The 15,809-nt window shown below is 40.4% G+C and carries 16 protein-coding genes; 10 read left to right on the top strand and 6 right to left on the bottom strand.

The genetic code is table 11. The annotated features are described in order from the left end of the window. Positions 1 to 255, top strand: a complete 255-nt coding sequence (locus tag H561_RS0115680) for a hypothetical protein (RefSeq protein WP_027387878.1) — start codon at positions 1 to 3, stop codon at positions 253 to 255. A gap of 85 nt (positions 256 to 340) precedes the next feature. On the opposite strand, the gene H561_RS0115685 is transcribed toward H561_RS0115680, so the two are convergent. Beyond that, complete coding sequence (locus H561_RS0115685) at positions 341 to 1,552, bottom strand: type IX secretion system plug protein (protein ID WP_027387879.1); 1,212 nt, start codon at positions 1,550 to 1,552, stop codon at positions 341 to 343. Positions 1,553 to 1,724: 172 nt separating this feature from the next. Between H561_RS0115685 and H561_RS0115690 the strand changes: the two genes are divergently transcribed. Beyond that, positions 1,725 to 2,363: an MBL fold metallo-hydrolase gene (locus H561_RS0115690; protein ID WP_027387880.1), complete on the top strand. Its 639-nt coding sequence runs from the start codon at positions 1,725 to 1,727 to the stop codon at positions 2,361 to 2,363. A gap of 75 nt (positions 2,364 to 2,438) precedes the next feature. On the opposite strand, the gene H561_RS0115695 is transcribed toward H561_RS0115690, so the two are convergent. After that, complete coding sequence (locus tag H561_RS0115695) at positions 2,439 to 2,993, bottom strand: thioredoxin family protein (RefSeq protein ID WP_027387881.1); 555 nt, start codon at positions 2,991 to 2,993, stop codon at positions 2,439 to 2,441. A gap of 126 nt (positions 2,994 to 3,119) precedes the next feature. Here H561_RS0115695 and H561_RS0115700 point away from each other — a divergent pair, with 126 nt between their 5' ends. From H561_RS0115700 to H561_RS0115715, 4 genes are all read left to right on the top strand, one after another. Further along, positions 3,120 to 3,743, top strand: coding sequence for a TetR/AcrR family transcriptional regulator (locus H561_RS0115700; RefSeq protein WP_228372290.1), 624 nt, complete (start codon positions 3,120 to 3,122; stop codon positions 3,741 to 3,743). A gap of 294 nt (positions 3,744 to 4,037) precedes the next feature. Beyond that, positions 4,038 to 5,198 carry an efflux RND transporter periplasmic adaptor subunit gene (locus H561_RS0115705; RefSeq protein WP_027387883.1) on the top strand — a complete coding sequence of 387 codons (1,161 nt, stop codon included), beginning with the start codon at positions 4,038 to 4,040 and terminating at the stop codon, positions 5,196 to 5,198. 211 nt (positions 5,199 to 5,409) lie between these two features. Then, positions 5,410 to 8,583 carry an efflux RND transporter permease subunit gene (locus H561_RS0115710; protein ID WP_027387884.1) on the top strand — a complete coding sequence of 1,058 codons (3,174 nt, stop codon included), beginning with the start codon at positions 5,410 to 5,412 and terminating at the stop codon, positions 8,581 to 8,583. A gap of 398 nt (positions 8,584 to 8,981) precedes the next feature. Then, the gene (locus H561_RS0115715) at positions 8,982 to 10,394 is read left to right on the top strand and encodes an efflux transporter outer membrane subunit (protein ID WP_027387885.1); all 1,413 of its coding nucleotides are present in this window, start codon (positions 8,982 to 8,984) and stop codon (positions 10,392 to 10,394) included. A 359-nt stretch (positions 10,395 to 10,753) separates the two neighbouring features. Here H561_RS0115715 and miaA read toward each other — a convergent pair whose 3' ends face one another. Next, on the bottom strand, positions 10,754 to 11,674 hold the full coding sequence (gene miaA / locus H561_RS0115720) for a tRNA (adenosine(37)-N6)-dimethylallyltransferase MiaA (protein WP_027387886.1): 921 nt from the start codon (positions 11,672 to 11,674) through the stop codon (positions 10,754 to 10,756). Positions 11,675 to 11,969: 295 nt separating this feature from the next. On the opposite strand from miaA, the gene H561_RS0115725 reads away from it, so the two are divergent. From H561_RS0115725 to nadA, 3 genes are all read left to right on the top strand, one after another. Further along, complete coding sequence (locus tag H561_RS0115725; protein WP_027387887.1) at positions 11,970 to 12,827, top strand: YicC family protein; 858 nt, start codon at positions 11,970 to 11,972, stop codon at positions 12,825 to 12,827. A 69-nt stretch (positions 12,828 to 12,896) separates the two neighbouring features. Next, positions 12,897 to 13,460, top strand: a complete 564-nt coding sequence (gene gmk / locus H561_RS0115730; RefSeq protein ID WP_027387888.1) for a guanylate kinase — start codon at positions 12,897 to 12,899, stop codon at positions 13,458 to 13,460. Positions 13,461 to 13,565: 105 nt separating this feature from the next. After that, on the top strand, positions 13,566 to 14,585 hold the full coding sequence (nadA, locus tag H561_RS0115735) for a quinolinate synthase NadA (protein WP_027387889.1): 1,020 nt from the start codon (positions 13,566 to 13,568) through the stop codon (positions 14,583 to 14,585). A gap of 85 nt (positions 14,586 to 14,670) precedes the next feature. Here the strand turns inward: nadA and H561_RS0115740 are convergent, their stop codons facing one another. From H561_RS0115740 to H561_RS24565, 3 genes are all read right to left on the bottom strand, one after another. Then, positions 14,671 to 14,859: a hypothetical protein gene (locus H561_RS0115740; protein WP_027387890.1), complete on the bottom strand. Its 189-nt coding sequence runs from the start codon at positions 14,857 to 14,859 to the stop codon at positions 14,671 to 14,673. Positions 14,860 to 14,889: 30 nt separating this feature from the next. Further along, positions 14,890 to 15,099: a bacteriocin-like protein gene (locus tag H561_RS0115745; RefSeq protein WP_027387891.1), complete on the bottom strand. Its 210-nt coding sequence runs from the start codon at positions 15,097 to 15,099 to the stop codon at positions 14,890 to 14,892. A gap of 92 nt (positions 15,100 to 15,191) precedes the next feature. Further along, a complete protein-coding gene (locus H561_RS24565) occupies positions 15,192 to 15,377 on the bottom strand; it encodes a bacteriocin-like protein (RefSeq protein WP_449384739.1) in 186 nt (61 codons plus the stop codon). A gap of 61 nt (positions 15,378 to 15,438) precedes the next feature. On the opposite strand from H561_RS24565, the gene folB reads away from it, so the two are divergent. Beyond that, positions 15,439 to 15,807, top strand: coding sequence for a dihydroneopterin aldolase (gene folB / locus H561_RS0115750; RefSeq protein ID WP_027387892.1), 369 nt, complete (start codon positions 15,439 to 15,441; stop codon positions 15,805 to 15,807). Positions 15,808 to 15,809 lie beyond the last annotated feature (2 nt).

The following is a 15,809-nucleotide window of genomic DNA, read 5'->3' on the forward strand; positions in this document are numbered from 1 at the left end:
ATGAAGATCCTCCTCTCCTCTATTGCAAAAAACGATATCAGGCTGCTGATGCGGGTTTTCAATGCTGAACAAGAAAAGAAAGGAATTGACTTTCTGGAAGATTTAAAAAAATCAGTCAATGAGATCATCCTATATGCTGAAAATCACACGGCAAAAGAACTGACGGTGAAAACCATGGGAGCCTTCCCGGTGAACATTCATTATGTTTTTGAAGATGAAGAGCATCTGCTGGTTACAGCAATTTTTAAAGTATAAATTATTAAAAATTTTCAGACTATTTTATATTGAAACCTTACAGAGCTTTTCTGTAAGGTTTTTTGTTTGAAATATATAGGTGAAATTATCTTACCGGAGTTCTCAGTTCCCCATAGCCCATCAGTCCGTCATAATTCCTTCCGAAAGGTGCATAATACAGAAACGCCTGATAAAGGTTTTCCGTCTGCCAGAAATTTCCGTTTACCTCGCCGAAGTTCAGGCTGCCGTCAGGATTTTTTGTTGCCAGGATATAATTGTAAAAACCCTGCTTTAAATAGATTTTTGCTACATACTTTTTTGTTTCCGCATCATACTGCATCTGGTTTTCCTTGCCCGGCTTAAAGTCATTAAAACCTCCCAGCACATAGATTTCCTTATCGGTAGGATCTGAATCCAGTGAGAAATACACCCACGAATAATCAGCTTCCCTTTCCGCATCCCTTTCCCTGCCCAAATCATTTCTCCTGTAATACCAGGCTCCGTTTACATCCGGCTGATACTGGTAATTCAGCGGGAAAGCCCAGACCGGATGAAGATAGGTGTTGTTGATGCCTTCTTTTACTTCCGTAGCGCGCACCATATCGGCAGCCATGTTCATATTTTTATTGTCGAAATAATAAAATTCATTATTTCCGGGGAAAACAAGGGACATCTGCTGGAACAGCAGTTGGTTCCCCATCGTTGTGCTTGCTTTTAAATTATTTACCCTGACATTGGGGTTGTTGTTCTGCATCACATTCAGCGTCATGGAATTGACATTGGATGACAGATCGCCTCCTTTTGAAACAGCTTTTACTTCTACCCTCTGGTTGGCATCCGGCTTCCTGGCATCGGCAAATCTTGAAACCCCGACAGCCAGCGTTGCCGCATCCTCCACCAGGTAAAACCTTTTTTTAAACAATGGCTTTTCCGCCGAATCTTTATACACGATGATCTCAAAATTCCCTGAAATCTTAGGCTGTATTTTTTCGTTCGGAAAGGTCAGCTTGTAATGGGTATACGCCTGCAATGTATTAAAGGAATACTGAAACTTGTCCAGCAGGGCATTCATGCTTCCGTTGGCAATTTCCGTAAAGAAAAGATTGTCGTCTTCCCAGTTTCTGTTGTAATGCTTGATGGTGTACCGGTAAATTTCACTGGCATTGGTAAGGTCATCAAAGCTCAGTACCAGCTGCTGATTGAAATTAATAACCGGGGTTTCATCATTCGTCTGGGGATTGAACAGCTGGATGCTCTGGATATTCTGCCCGAAAGCCAGTCCGCTCAAAGAAAGTAAAAGTATTCGCAAAGTTTTCATTATGACGAAGATAACGAAAAATCAATTTTAAACCATAAAAAGACAGATAAGTTTCTGAAGCTTACTCTTCCGGTCTGTATTAATTAAAATATTTAAACTAAAAAAATCAACCAGGCTGTGTGAACAAAAAATTTTGTCGTTACATTTGCTTCCATAAAAAATTATCCAGAATATGCTTCATATACAGACTTTCGTATTCAATTTTGCAAGCGAAAACACCTACGTCCTTTACAGTGATAACAAAAAGGCATGGCTTATCGATCCGGGAAATGCGAACGAAAAGGAAACACAGTCCCTTAAAGATTTCATTACAGAAAAGGAACTGCACATTGAAAAAATCCTCCTTACCCATGCGCATATTGACCATGTTTTAGGTTTGCAATGGGCTTTCGATACGTATCAGGTTCCGGTTATTATGCACCGGGATGACAAGGAAGTCCTTGATATGTTCCAGATCAGCGGGATGAGGTTCGGGATGACACTTGACCATATTACTGCCGATATCGAATACATCAGCGAAGGTGACGAAGTGCTGCTTGACGGAGAGCAATTCAGAATCTACCATGTTCCGGGACATTCTCCGGGAAGCGTGGTGTATCACAATGAAAAACAGAAATTCATGATTTCAGGTGATGTCCTGTTTGAAGGCAGCATCGGAAGAACCGATCTTTATAAAGGGAATTATGAACAGCTTATAGAAGGAATTAAAACCAAACTGTTTATCCTGGATGAAGAGACCAGGGTATTTTCAGGACACGGAAATCCTACGACGATCGGATTTGAGAAACAGTACAATCCTTTCTTTAAATAAAAACCAATTCATTTCATTGCATCAATAAAAAAGCCGTCAGTTTCATGACGGCTTCTGTTTTTTATCATTTAAGGATTATTTCCATTTGATATTGCATCCCATGCTCGGTCTCTGAATTTCTTCCTGCGGCTCACCCAGCAAAAGATTTTCAAAGGCGATGATCAGATCTTCACCGGTTACGTCTTTATGATTCCCCGGTCTGGAGTCATCCATCTGCCCTCTATAGATCAGATCCAGTTTTTCATCAAAGAAAAAGAAATCCGGGGTACAGGCAGCATCGTACGCTTTGGCAATAGCCTGGCTTTCGTCATACAGATACGGAAAATCAAAATTTCTTTCAATCTGGAACTCGATCATTTTCTCCGGAGCATCTTCAGGATATTTTTCAACATCGTTAGCGTTGATTGCGATAAATTCAATCCCTCTTTCATTATAATCTTCATACAGCTCATTTAACTTGTCAATCACATGAAGCACAAACGGACAATGGTTGCATATAAAAATCACCAAAGTTCCTTTCTCTCCTTTCAGGTCGTCCAATGACTGGATTTCGTTGCTTTTTGACGGGTTGGGAAGTTCAAAAAACGGCGCTTTCGTACCTAAATCGATCATCTTTGAGGGCGTATTCATAACTTTTTTATTTATGTACAAAGATAGAAATTTCTTTTATTAATAGCCGGTCTGAGACTTTATAAACTTCCGTTAAATGTTAAATATCAAAATTGGTTTGGAAGTTATACTTAAAAGTTTGTAGTTTTGCTAACACTGTTAGTAAAAGATATCATGGGCCTACACGAACGCCGTCAGCGAGAAAAAGAATCCATCCGTGCCAATATTCTGGATGCGGCCTTTTCGCTGGCCAAAACTGAGGGCTGGGCTTCACTTTCGATAAGAAAGATTGCCGATGCCATTGAATACAGTGCTCCCGTGGTGTATGACTATTTCGAAAACAAGGAAGCGATCCTGTTTGAAATTTCCCTGAACGGTTTCCACCAGCTGCATATCGAATTGCTGAAAGCCCAGAAAAAACATGACAGCCCGGAAGACCAGCTTGTGGCTATTGTAGATGGTTACTGGAAATTTGCTTTTAATAATAAAGAATATTATCAGCTGATGTTCGGCCTGGGGATGCAGTGCAGCGGAAAAGGAATGATGAAAGAGGAATTCTCTTCGTTTCAGGATATGCTGTATGACTGTACGTATGAAATTATCAAAAAGAAAGGTTCAAATCCTGATAATGCCTGCCACTCTTCTCATGCGTTGTTTTCAGCAGTGCATGGTTTAATCTCCATTATGATGATGCGTAATGACGATATTCCGTCAACAATGAACAAGACAACACTAGATGAAACCGTTTCTGCTTTCATTAAATCTTTATAAATTTTTTTTGAACTTAAAATTAACACTGTTAGGAAATATAACGTTCAATTAACTTAATTATCATTTTGACCGCATACCTAAACCCTATTAGAAAATTTAACTTACAATTTAGCCATTTCTTTATACTCTAAAATTTAAATACCCCTCAATTATGAAAACAACAATCTGATTAATATTATACTCAATTTTTTAATTTAAAATTAACACTGTTAGTAAAATTAACGTTACGTTAATTAAAAACGTCATTATCTAATTTAACACTTCAATTTACTTCATTAAAAACTTAAACTCAAAATGAAAATATCCGGAAAAATAAGGTTTATCCTACTGATCTCAAGTATGATCCTTTTACAAAACTGCACCAAGGCCGCCGAAGGATCAAATATGGCGCCTCCTGCTCCCGAACTTCCCGTATACACTGTGACTACGTCTCCGGCAACCACTTATCAGGAATTCCCAACCGCTTTGGAAGGAAAAAGCAATGTGGAAATCAGATCCCAGGTAGACGGTTATCTGGACCGGATCTATGTGGAAGAAGGGGCGTATGTAAGGGCCGGCCAGCCTTTATTCAAAATAGACTCAAGGGCCTACGGCGAGCAGATGAATATGGCACAGGCGAATTTACAGGTTGCCAATGCCAACATCCAGAAAGCAAAAGTTGAAGTCGACAGGCTACAGCCTCTGGTTGCGGCAAAGGTGGTCTCCGATGTACAGCTGAGAACAGCAAAAGCCAATTATGCAGCCGTAGTGGCCGCCGCTTCACAGGCAAAAGCGTCTGTCGGCGGAGCCAGGATCAATGTTGGGTTTACAACCATCACCGCCCCGGTAAGCGGATACATCGGAAGAATCCCTTACAAGAAAGGAAGCCTGATTTCAAGAACAGACCCTAATCCACTGACTTTACTTTCAGACATCAGCGAAATTTACGCCTACTTTTCTTTAAGCGAGCTTGATTTTATTGCCTTTCAGAACAAATATCAGGGCGCCACTTTAGAAGAGAAACTGAAAGATATGCCGATGGTAGAACTGGTAATCGCAGACAACAGCACTTATCCCCAAAAAGGCAAAATGACCATTGTTGACGGACAGTTTGATAAAACCACAGGCGCCATCAGTGTCCGTGCAGTTTTCCCGAATACCAACGGGACCTTGAGAACCGGAAACACAGGACGCGTCCGTATGCCTCAGCTATTTTCCCATGCATTGGTTGTTCCACAGGAATCTACATTTGAAATTCAGGATAAAACGTACGTGTATGTGGTTGGAAAAGATCAGAAAGTAACCAGCAGGCCTATCAAAATTTCAGGGAAAACGGAAAGCTATTACTTTATTTCTGAAGGTTTACAGCCGGGAGAAAAAATCGTGTATGTAGGATTGGGCGGCTTAAAAGACGGTGCTTCCATCAAAGCTAAACTTATTTCTTCTGACAGCCTGCTGAGAGCTAAACCGTTGTAACTGTTTAAACTTAAATTCATTTTCCTCAAAGGTTTTTAAACACTTTGTTGGATTAAGTTATCATCATTCTGCTTAATAAGAACACATAGGTTTTTGAAAATCTTTGATTTTCATCCAGGTAAATTTTATAATTCCATTTAAAAGCCACAAGAAACTTAAGTGTTTAAAATTTAAGCTAAAAGTTTAAGCAACATTAAAAAATAAACTTCTTATGTTAAAACAATTTATAGAAAGACCGGTACTTTCAACGGTTATTTCCATTATACTCTTATTATTGGGGGCCTTATCCCTCTTTAATTTACCCATTGCCCTCTTTCCGGATATTGCACCGCCGAGTGTCCAGGTGACGGCTTTTTACCCGGGAGCAAATGCAGAAGTGGTAGCCCGTTCGGTAGCCACTCCGATTGAAGAAGCCGTAAACGGTGTTGAGAACATGACTTACATGACCTCAAACTCCAGTAATGACGGAACCATGACCCTGAGCGTATTTTTCAAACAGGGATCCGATGCAGATAATGCAGCCGTAAACGTTCAGAACCGTGTATCAAAGGCCATGAGCCAGCTCCCACAGGAAGTTGTCCAGGCAGGGATTTCGACGCAGAAAGTTCAGAACAGTATGATTATGTTTATGGGATTGTCAAGTGATGACCCTAAGCAATACGACGAACTTTTCCTTCAGAATTATTTAAAAATTAACGTTATTCCTCAGATCCAGCGGATTCCGGGAGTTGCCCAGGCACAGGTTTTCGGAACGAGGGACTATTCCATGAGACTCTGGCTGAAGCCGGACCGACTGGCTGCCAACAACCTTTCTCCTCAGGAAGTATTAAATGCTGTGAAAGACCACAACTTGGAAGCCGCTCCGGGACGTCTCGGACAGGGAAGCAAGGAAACATATGAATATATTCTAAAGTATAAAGGTAAATTAAACAAAAACGAAGACTACGAAAATATTGCCATCAAATCGAACAGCGACGGTTCATTCTTAAGGCTTAAAGATGTGGCAAGGGTAGAATTCGGTTCCTATACCTACACCGCAGCCAACAGGGTGGACGGCAAACCTGTTGCCGGATTTGCCATCCTTCAGACGGCAGGTTCCAACGCTAATGAAATTTTAACGGAGATTGAAAGCCAGGTGGATGAGCTTAAAACGAATTTACCTAAAGGGGTTGAGCCGATCATCATGTACAATTCCAAGGATTTCCTGGATGCGTCGATCCATCAGGTAGTTGAAACATTGGTGATTGCATTTGTGCTTGTATTTCTTGTGGTGTATATTTTCCTCCAGGATTTCAGGTCGACCTTAATTCCTGCGATTGCCGTTCCGGTAGCGATTATCGGTACGTTCTTCTTCCTTCAGCTGTTTGGATTCAGTATTAATATGCTGACCTTGTTTGCATTAGTTCTCGCCATCGGTATTGTGGTGGATGACGCGATTGTGGTGGTGGAAGCGGTCCATTCCAAAATGGAGCATACGGGAATGCCAGTGGAACAGGCCACGGTGCACTCGATGAGTGAAATTTCCGGTGCGATTATTTCCATTACCTTAGTGATGTGTGCCGTATTTATCCCGGTAGGTTTCATGCAGGGCCCGGCGGGGGTTTTCTACAGGCAGTTTGCCTTTACCCTGGTCATTGCGATTATGATCTCTGCCGTTAATGCCTTGACATTAAGTCCGGCTTTATGTGCCATGTTTTTAAATGATCCTCACGGAGAACACGATAAAAAAACAGGTTTTGGAGCAAGATTTTTCAACGCATTCAATGCAAGCTTCAATAATATGACCAGAAAATACATCTACAGCCTTAAATTTTTAATCAAAAATAAATGGGTTGCGATCGGTGGTCTGGCCGTTCTGATTGCGGCAAGTGTTTTCTTAATCAATAAAGCGCCGTCAGGATTTATTCCGACAGAAGACCAGGGTTTCGTTTTATATGCGGTGAATACGCCTCCGGGAAGCTCACTGGAAAGAACGCATAAAGCAACGGAACAGATTGATAAAATCATCAACGGTGAAAAAGCAAAAAACCACCTTTGGGTAGCCGACGGAATGAACTTCATCAGTAATTCCAATGCTTCTCCATATGCGGCAGGTTTCATTAAACTGAAAGATTACGAAGACCGCGGCGAAATGAAAGATCCGGATCAGATTGCAGCCGCATTAACAGGAAAAGTAGCGCAGGTGAAGGATGCCAATGCCTTCTTCTTCAACTTCCCTACGGTGCAGGGATTCGGTAACGTTTCCGGTTTCGAATTTATGCTTCAGGATAAAAACAACGGTTCTTTTGAGCAATTGGGAACCACCACCCAGGCATTTATCGGAGAACTGATGAAACGCCCAGAAATTGCATTTGCCTTTACCACCTACGCAGCCGGGAATCCGCAGTATACCATTGATGTGGATTCTGATAAAGCTAATCAACTGGGCGTTTCCATCACGGAACTGATGCAGACCATGCAGATTTACTACGGAAGCAGTTTCGTATCGGATTTCAACAGATTCGGGAAATATTACAGAGTAATGGCGCAGGCAGATATTCCTTACCGTACCGATGCGAATTCCCTGGAAGGAATTTATGTTAAAAATAAATCAGGCGAAATGGTTCCGGTAAAAACACTGGTAACCTTAAAAAGGACTTTCGGCCCTGAAACAGTGACCAGAAACAACTTGTTCAATGCAGTTACCATCAACGGAACCCCTAAGCCAGGCTACAGTACCGGAGATGCAATTAAAGCAGTGGAAGAAACTGCTGAGAAATCACTGCCGAGAGGTTTCGGGTATGAATGGACCGGGATTACCCGTGAGGAAATCAAAACAGGAGGACAAACCACTTTCATCTTCGCATTAAGTATCCTGTTTGTGTATTTCCTGCTGGCAGCGCAATATGAAAGTTACATCCTTCCGTTTGCCGTTATCTTGACGATACCGACAGGTATTTTCGGAGTATTCGCCTTCACGGGATTAGCCGGAATCGACAACAATATTTATGTTCAGGTCGGATTGATCATGCTCGTCGGATTGCTGGCGAAAAATGCCATCCTGATTGTAGAATTTGCCGTCCAGAGAAGGAAAGCGGGAAAATCATTGATCGAATCTGCACTTCAGGCTTCAAGATTACGTTTAAGACCGATTCTGATGACGTCGTTTGCCTTTATCGTGGGAATGCTTCCTTTGGTGTGGTCCCAGGGGGCAGCCGCAAAGGGTAACCACTCTATCGGAATCAGTACGGTGGGAGGAATGTTCACAGGCGTTGTCTTCGGAATCTTCATCATTCCGGTAATGTTTGTCATCTTCCAACATTTACATGAAAAAATGCCGAGCAGAAAAAAGAAAAGACTTCAGAAACAAAAACTGGAAGCCGAACTTTTGCCAACTGCCCATTAATATAAAGTGATTTACAAAACTCTGAGAAAATTAAGTAGGATTTTAAATGCAAAGAATTAAGAAACATCCTGTGTATTAAAGGAAGCAAAGAAAAGCGACAAGTCGCAGATGAAGCAGAGTAATAATGATCAGCTTCTAACCATTAATTTAAAATTGATTAAAACTTTACTCCCTAAAAATATCAAGAATTAAAATAAAACTTTGCGTTAAAAAATTAAAAATAGTTAAGCAAGCGATGTTAGCTGTTAAAGACTTATCTGCTAAACAACTTTCTCAAAGTTTTGTAATCCATTAAAAGTCATATTAAAAAATTATGAAATCGATTTGGTTTGAAAAAAGTAAACCTAATGAAGATATCGCGATTGCCCATGACCTTTAAAAAAAATAAATATCTACCTATGAAAAAAATTAAAAATATCATCATCGCATTTTCACTGGCTTTAGGTTCGGTCTCCTGTGTGTCAAAACTGGCATTCAAAGAACCGGAACCGGTACTTCCGGAACAGTTCCGGTATACCGCAACTGCCGATACCGCGAGTGTTGCCAGCCTGGAATGGAAACAGTTTTTCAGCGATCCGATTTTACAAAATTTAATCGAAAAAGGGATTAAGAACAATTACGACCTGCAGATTGCTTTAAAACAGGTTGCTTCATCACAGGAAAAACTGAAACAGGCAAAATACCTTCAGTATCCGGATGTCGGTTTCGGAGTTTCCGCACAGATTTCAAGACCTTCGAAAAACAGCATGAACGGGCAGAGCTTAAATTTATTTTTAGGACAGAACCATGTGGAAGATTACAATGCTGCATTCAACCTTTCTTGGGAAGCGGATATCTGGGGTAAAATAAAAAACCAGCAGGAAATGTCAAGGATGCAGTACCTGCAGACGTATGAAGCGACAAAAGCCATCCAGACCCAGGTGGTGGCAGCCATCGCCCAGGGATATTACAATTTACTGATGCTGGACAAACAGTTACAGATTGCAAAATCCAATTTGGAACTGAGCACAAATACCTTATCGATTACTGAGAAAATGTGGCAGAGCGGTGACACGACTTCGCTGGGGGTTCAGCAGGCCACTGCACAAAAACAGTCGACAGAACTTCTGATCACCCAACTGGAACAGAATATTGCCATTGAAGAAAATGCATTGAGCATTCTGGTGGGCGAAAATCCCAATAAAGTAGACAGGACTATCGAAATGTCCGATACTTCTTTGCCACAGGATATTTCTGCTGGGCTTCCGGCAGCCATGGTGAGCCGCCGTCCCGATGTCCGCCAGCAGGAACTGGTATTGCTGGAATCCAATGCAGCAGTCGGGATTGCCCAGGCCAGCATGTATCCGGCTCTGAGAATTACAGCCAACGGCGGCGTCAATTCATTTAAAATCGATAACTGGTTCCAGATTCCGGCATCTCTGTTCGGTTCTGTTTTAGGAGGTCTGACGCAGCCTATTTTTCAGAAAAGACAATTGAAAACGGATCTGAATGTGGCCAAAATCCAAAGGGAGAAAAATGTATTGGCATTCCGTCAGTCGGTTCTGAATGCAGTGGGTGAAGTTTCTGATGCCTTGGTATCCAATGAAAGTTTGAAAGTTCAGGAACAAAAAGCCAACGAACAGGTAGCTACCTTAAAAAACGGAATTAAAAGTGCCGAAATGCTGTATAAAGGTGGCATGGCAAATTACTTGGAAGTGATTACCGCTCAGGGGAATTCTCTTCAGGCCGAACTGAATCTTGCGTCCGTAAAAAGGCAGAGGCTCAGCAGCATTGTAGATTTGTACCGGGCTTTAGGCGGCGGCTGGAAGTAGTTAATTTAATTATATTGTTAATGAAGTGCGGTCTTCCGGGATCGCATTTTTTTATTTTAACACTAAAAACTTATTCAGATAACCGTCCGCATTGTCATTCAGAGTGAAATGCAGTGGAGCGTGGAACTTAAGCTGTATTTGTTAGAAAATCACCATCGGATTTCTACGGAATAATAAAAAAGGGAAACTTATTCTAACGCAAAGTTTTGACATAAAAAATTATTATTCATTCAGCAAAGAAAAACGACAAAGCTATTGATAAAGACAGTTTTGTAAGAATCAATAAAATGGATTCAATTCTTTACTCCTTTAAAAATATCCAGGATTAAAAATACATCTTTGCGCTAAAAAACTTACAGTTATTTTAAAGTTTCTTCATTGATATATTTAATTAAACCCTTAAAATCCTCTTCAGAATATCCCAACTGCAAATAATGAATATCATCCGCCTTCCGATACCAGGTCAATTGACGTTTTGCATACCTCCGGCTGTTTTTCTTAATCTCGGAAACGGCAAAATCCAAGTCCCATTCTCCTTCAAAATATTTGAACAACTCAACGTAGCCCACTGTTTTCAGTGCCGTCAGGTCTTTAAACGGTTCAAGATTTTTTGCTTCATCCAGCAAACCTTTCTCCATCATTATATCCACTCTCCTATTGATCCGGTTGTACAATTCTTCTCTCGGTGCTTCGATTCCGATCCGTATGACGTTGAACTCCCGGGAATCCTGCGAAACCGCAATCTGTTCGGAATATTTTTTATCCGTCTGCCAGATTACGTCAATCGCCCGCAAAAGCCTCCTATGATTGTGGATATCCACCGCTTCAAAATATTCGGGATCGAGCTCCTTCAGCAATTCCTGAAGTTTTTCTATGCCTTCATTTTCGAGAATTTCCTGTAACTTTTTCTGGTTGTCCTCGTCAGCTTCCGGCAAATCATTCAGACCTTCAATGACCGCTTTTTCATACATCATGCTTCCTCCAACCAAAATAACAGTATTATATTTTTTAAAAAGTTCATTGAGTTTCCGCAAGGCATCTTCTTCATACTGCCCTATCGAATAATATTCCTGAATCGAAAGATGGCCGATGAAATGATGTGGCGCTTCTGCCAGTTCCTCTACTGAAGGTGCTGCAGTACCGATTTCCATCCCTTTAAAAAACTGCCGGGAGTCGCAGGAAACAATCTCCGTACTAAAATAGTTGGCCAGGTCAATGGCCAGCCGTGTTTTCCCTATTCCGGTGGGTCCGACAACAGAAATCAAATTTTTCTTTTTCACTGCGCTAATTTACGAAATTGAGCGTATTTGAATTTTTAATTTTCAACCACAAAAGCACATAAAGTTTAACGTGAACCGTTAATAATATTTACATTGTAAAGATTCATTGAGAAGATCCATCTGATTTTCAAGCATTTTGCCAAAGGTAAAGCTTATCTTAATATTGTTATCCTCTTAATTAAAATTTAACGGTCCAGAATAAATTAAAACTGAATCATCAGAAAAGAGAATGTTGAAATTTCATCTTATCGCACTATAGACTTAAATGTTTATCTTTGTATAACAATAGAAAACTATGATTTTATCAATGACCGGATTCGGCAGGGCCGAGGATGTTTTTGAAGGGAAAAAGATTACCATCGATATCAAATCACTGAACTCTAAGAGTTTTGATTTAAATATTAAAATACCTTTACGCTATAAAGAAAAAGAATTCGAGATCAGAAAAATTCTTAACGACAGAATCATCCGCGGAAAAGTGGACTGCTATGTCAACATAGAGAATCTTGAGGAAACCAATGATGTAAAGATCAATAAAAGCTTGATTGACTCCTATATCAATGAACTTCGGAGCATTGCATCAGACGCCCCGGATTTCGAATACCTGAAAATGGCGGTACGACTTCCGGATGCCATCACGTCAAGACCAGATGAATTGTCGGAAGGGGAATGGGAAGCGCTGGCAAAAATCGTTCATGCTGCGGTAAACCGTTTTGAAGAATTCAGAAAGACAGAAGGAAAAATCCTGCATGAGGAACTGAAAAGGAACCTCCAGAATATTGAAAAATATCTTGGTGCGGTCATTCCTTTTGAAGAAGTCAGAATCCAGAGCGTGAAAGAACGTTATCAAAAGTCACTGAAAGAATTTGAAAATGTTGATGAAACCCGTTTTTATCAGGAAATGGCTTATTTTACCGAAAAACTGGATATTTCAGAAGAGAAAGTAAGGCTTGCCCAGCATCTGAAATATTACAAGGAAGTTATGGACAATGAAGATTTCAACGGAAAAAAACTCGGGTTTATTTCTCAGGAAATCGGAAGAGAAATCAATACCTTAGGATCAAAAGCCAATCACGCCGAAATCCAGAAACTGGTGGTGGTGATGAAGGATGACCTTGAAAAAATTAAAGAACAGACATTAAACGTATTATAGACATAGACCTATAGATTGGAGATATTAGACTGAATTCCCATCTCTTCAATCTAAAAATCTTTAATCTGCATGGATAAAGTTATCATATTTTCAGCGCCGTCCGGAAGCGGTAAAACGACCCTAGTAAAGCATGCTCTGGAAGTATTCAGTGAGCTTCAGTTTTCCATTTCGTGTACAACAAGACAACCGAGGGGCAACGAACAGCATACAGTAGACTATCATTTTCTGACCCCTGACGAATTCAGGCAGAAAATCACTGAGGAGGCATTCGTGGAATTCGAGGAAGTTTATGCCGATAAGTATTACGGAACATTAAAATCCGAAGTTGAAAAAATCTGGGAACAGGGGAAAGTGGTAATTTTCGATGTGGATGTCAAAGGCGGAATCTCTTTAAAAAAGTATTTCGGGGATAAGGCGATGTCGGTTTTCATTGAACCGCCTTCGGTTGAAGAACTGGAACGGAGATTGATCTTAAGGAATACGGATGATGCGGAAACCATCAGGATCCGCGTCGAAAAGGCAGAAGAAGAAATGTCTCATGCAAAGGAATTTGATAAAATCGTCATCAATACGGATCTGAACGAAGCCAAACAAGAAATAGAAAGTTTAATAAAAAAATTTATAGAAAGTTAAAGGCTGGATGTTGCAAGTCGGAAGCTTGAGGTTTAATACAATAACGTCAAAATTCTAATTTCTAACTTCTAACTTCTAATTTCTAATTGTAAAATTGGGGTTGATATGAGTACCGAAACATTAGAAAAAGCGAAATCTGCAATTCCTGTAAGGGGATTCCTGGATATAAAAGATCTAATCATTCCTGAAGGGGAAGAATTGGTAAAAGCCATTCTTCAGCTGAAAGAAGAAAAAAACGCAGTGATTTTAGCGCATTATTACCAACCCGGCGAGATCCAGGATATTGCTGATTTCCTGGGAGATTCGCTTCAGCTGGCCAGACAGGCGAAGGATACCGATGCGGATATGATTGTGTTCTGCGGCGTACATTTTATGGCAGAAGCGGCAAAGATCCTGAATCCGACTAAAAAAGTAGTCCTTCCTGATACAATGGCAGGATGTTCCCTGGCTGACGGATGTTCGGGCGAAGGCCTGAGGAAAATGCGTGAACAGCACCCGAATGCCCTGATTGCAACATACATCAACTGTAATGCTGAAACCAAAGCTGAAAGTGACATCATCGTCACCAGCTCAAATGCTGAAACGGTTATCGAAGCTCTTCCTAAAGACCGCCCGATTATTTTTGCTCCAGATAAAAACCTAGGAAGGTACCTGTCACAGAAAACCGGACGCGATATGATCCTTTGGGACGGAAGCTGCATCGTGCATGAAGCATTCTCCATGGAAAGAATTGCGAAACAATTAGCTGATAACCCGGACGCCAAGTTAATTGCACACCCTGAAAGTGAAGAAGCCGTTTTAAAACTGGCCCATTTTATCGGTTCTACCTCTGCCCTGCTGAATTTCGTGGAACAGGATGACTGCCAGAAATTTATTATCGCAACCGAAGAGGGAATCCTGCACGAAATGAGAAAACGTGCCCCCCATAAAGAATTGATTCCGGCTTTGGTTTTTGACGAAAGCTGTAATTGTTCGGAATGTTTCTATATGAAGCGCAATACGATGGAAAAACTGTACTTATGTATGAAGTATGAACTTCCGGAAATTCTTATCGACGAAGAATTAAGGCTGAGAGCTCTGAAACCGATCGAAGCGATGCTCAATCTTTCGAAAAGCATAAAATAAATGAAAGGCTATCTGTTGAGGATAGCCTTTCTCATGTTATTATTTAAAGCAATCTGCCTCTTTAGTTTTTAAGGATATTCACTTTCTAATCAGGCGAACATTCGTAACTCAATAAAACCTTTGGTTTACAGCATGCAGGAAGTGCATCGTAATCCTGACATGATTTTGGAAATCCTGGTCCGTATGGTCCGGGCGGACATACATAATTACAGGTAGCCCCTCCATTTATTTCCTTTAGTTTTTCTCTTTTGATTTTTTTCAGGTTTTCTTTCATATGATTATCTTTTTTTTGGACATAAAAAAACTATTGTGGAACAGAGTCAACACAAAGGCTGCTTACAAAGACACAGTTTTTACAGCGGCTGGGCAACACGTTATAATCTTCACAGGAATGGTCAAAACCATTGGATGTCCCTCCCGGTCCATATCCTCCTGCAGGACAGCCGTTACAGCTAAGCGCTGCACCGTTTATTTGCCCCAGATATTCTCTCTTTAATTTTTTCAGATTTTTCATATTGATTTAATTTTTTGATTTGACCTATTAAATATATCACTTTTACTATATGCCACAATACTTATTATAAATTATTTCTTGTTATAGTGAATTCATGCATTCTGAATCTCAGGAAAGCAAATCGGATCGTTTTTATACATACATATGCTTTGGTTACTGAACATCTTGCAAAATGCACAACCATAAACTCCGCAATCCGAATCTTGCCGGCATGCATATACTACGCCCCCGCTGATTATTTTTAAATTTTCCCTGCTTAATTTTTTTAGGTTTTTCATAATTAATTAATTTTTGTTTGACTTATTTAAATATATTACTTTTGTTACATATATTAAGTTCATGAGCAAAATATTTCTCGAAAATGTGAAAATATACGCCTATCACGGTGTCCTTCCGGAAGAAAACAGTATTGGCACCTATTATATTCTGAATGCGGAACTTCACACCGATTTATGGAAAGCCGCAGCATCCGACGATCTTTCTGATACAATAAGTTATGCAGACATTAATGAAATCATCCATTATGAAATGAAGATCAAATCTAAACTGCTGGAACATGTGGCAGGAAGAATTATTTCTAAAATTCATGAAAAATTTTCTCAGATTGATTATATTAAAGTAAAGATCACCAAAACCGCTCCTCCGATGAAGGGCGAAATGCAAGGCGCCAGCATTGAGCTGGAAAAAAGTTTTAAGCCCGAAAATTAACT

It is taken from the genome of Chryseobacterium gregarium DSM 19109 (genome assembly GCF_000430845.1).
Taxonomy (GTDB): domain Bacteria; phylum Bacteroidota; class Bacteroidia; order Flavobacteriales; family Weeksellaceae; genus Chryseobacterium; species Chryseobacterium gregarium.

Excerpts from the sequence above, each read along its gene's own strand:
- H561_RS0115680 (WP_027387878.1), top strand. The coding sequence starts at position 1 with ATGAAGATCCTCCTCTCCTCTATTGCAAAAAACGATATCAGGCTGCTG.
- H561_RS0115740 (WP_027387890.1), bottom strand. The coding sequence starts at position 14,859 with ATGAAAGAAAACCTGAAAAAAATCAAAAGAGAAAAACTAAAGGAAATA.
- gmk (WP_027387888.1), top strand. The coding sequence starts at position 12,897 with ATGGATAAAGTTATCATATTTTCAGCGCCGTCCGGAAGCGGTAAAACG.
- H561_RS24565 (WP_449384739.1), bottom strand. The coding sequence starts at position 15,377 with ATGAAAAACCTAAAAAAATTAAGCAGGGAAAATTTAAAAATAATCAGC.
- H561_RS0115710 (WP_027387884.1), top strand. The coding sequence starts at position 5,410 with ATGTTAAAACAATTTATAGAAAGACCGGTACTTTCAACGGTTATTTCC.
- H561_RS0115695 (WP_027387881.1), bottom strand. The coding sequence starts at position 2,993 with ATGAATACGCCCTCAAAGATGATCGATTTAGGTACGAAAGCGCCGTTT.
- folB (WP_027387892.1), top strand. The coding sequence starts at position 15,439 with ATGAGCAAAATATTTCTCGAAAATGTGAAAATATACGCCTATCACGGT.
- H561_RS0115705 (WP_027387883.1), top strand. The coding sequence starts at position 4,038 with ATGAAAATATCCGGAAAAATAAGGTTTATCCTACTGATCTCAAGTATG.
- H561_RS0115690 (WP_027387880.1), top strand. The coding sequence starts at position 1,725 with ATGCTTCATATACAGACTTTCGTATTCAATTTTGCAAGCGAAAACACC.
- H561_RS0115725 (WP_027387887.1), top strand. The coding sequence starts at position 11,970 with ATGATTTTATCAATGACCGGATTCGGCAGGGCCGAGGATGTTTTTGAA.
- nadA (WP_027387889.1), top strand. The coding sequence starts at position 13,566 with ATGAGTACCGAAACATTAGAAAAAGCGAAATCTGCAATTCCTGTAAGG.
- H561_RS0115685 (WP_027387879.1), bottom strand. The coding sequence starts at position 1,552 with ATGAAAACTTTGCGAATACTTTTACTTTCTTTGAGCGGACTGGCTTTC.
- H561_RS0115715 (WP_027387885.1), top strand. The coding sequence starts at position 8,982 with ATGAAAAAAATTAAAAATATCATCATCGCATTTTCACTGGCTTTAGGT.
- H561_RS0115745 (WP_027387891.1), bottom strand. The coding sequence starts at position 15,099 with ATGAAAAATCTGAAAAAATTAAAGAGAGAATATCTGGGGCAAATAAAC.